Source organism: Streptomyces sp. DH37 (assembly GCF_029813835.1).
Classification (GTDB): Bacteria; Actinomycetota; Actinomycetes; order Streptomycetales; family Streptomycetaceae; genus Streptomyces.
In genome coordinates this window covers 1-475 of sequence record NZ_JARVKV010000171.1, presented here as the reverse complement: position 1 = coordinate 475, position 475 = coordinate 1, and the positions used below count along the sequence as shown (strand labels likewise).

The window sequence follows — 475 nt, the reverse complement described above, 5'->3', positions numbered from 1 at the left end:
CAGGAACAGCGTCGAGACGCCGGAAAGCGCGTTGCGCAACGAGTCGACATCGAGCAGGTCACCCTGGACGACGGCAACACCTGCCGGGAAGCTGGCCTTCGCCGGATCGCGGACGAGCGCGCGCACGTCGGCGCCACGCTTGACGAGCTGTTCGACGATTTGGCGGCCGACTGTGCCGGTTGCGCCGGTAACGAGGATGGTCATGGGGATCACTCCGGGTTGGGTCCAAAGACACCTCGGAAATTAGTGATCCACATGCGAGCCGATAGACGCTATGTTTGGACATACCGTCTCACTGGTGGAACAGATGGATTTGCTTGCCCTCGCCGACTTCAACCTCGTCGCCCGCCACGGAGGGTTCGGAAAGGCCGCGCGCGCCGCGGGACGCCCGAAAGCGACCTTGTCCCGGCGAGTTGCCGAACTGGAGAGTGGTCTCAACCTGCGCCTTTTCGAGCGCGGCGGACGCGCGCTCAAA

The 475-nt window shown here is 64.0% G+C and carries 2 protein-coding genes; one reads left to right on the top strand and one right to left on the bottom strand.

Going from position 1 to position 475, the window contains the following annotated elements; translation table 11 throughout:
* Positions 1-204, bottom strand: a 204-nt coding sequence (locus QC029_RS31305; RefSeq protein ID WP_279559083.1) for an SDR family oxidoreductase, incomplete at its 3' end; no start/stop codon positions are given.
* Positions 205-274: 70 nt separating this feature from the next.
* On the opposite strand from QC029_RS31305, the gene QC029_RS31300 reads away from it, so the two are divergent.
* Positions 275-475, top strand: a 201-nt coding sequence (locus QC029_RS31300; RefSeq protein WP_369281327.1) for a LysR family transcriptional regulator, incomplete at its 3' end; no start/stop codon positions are given.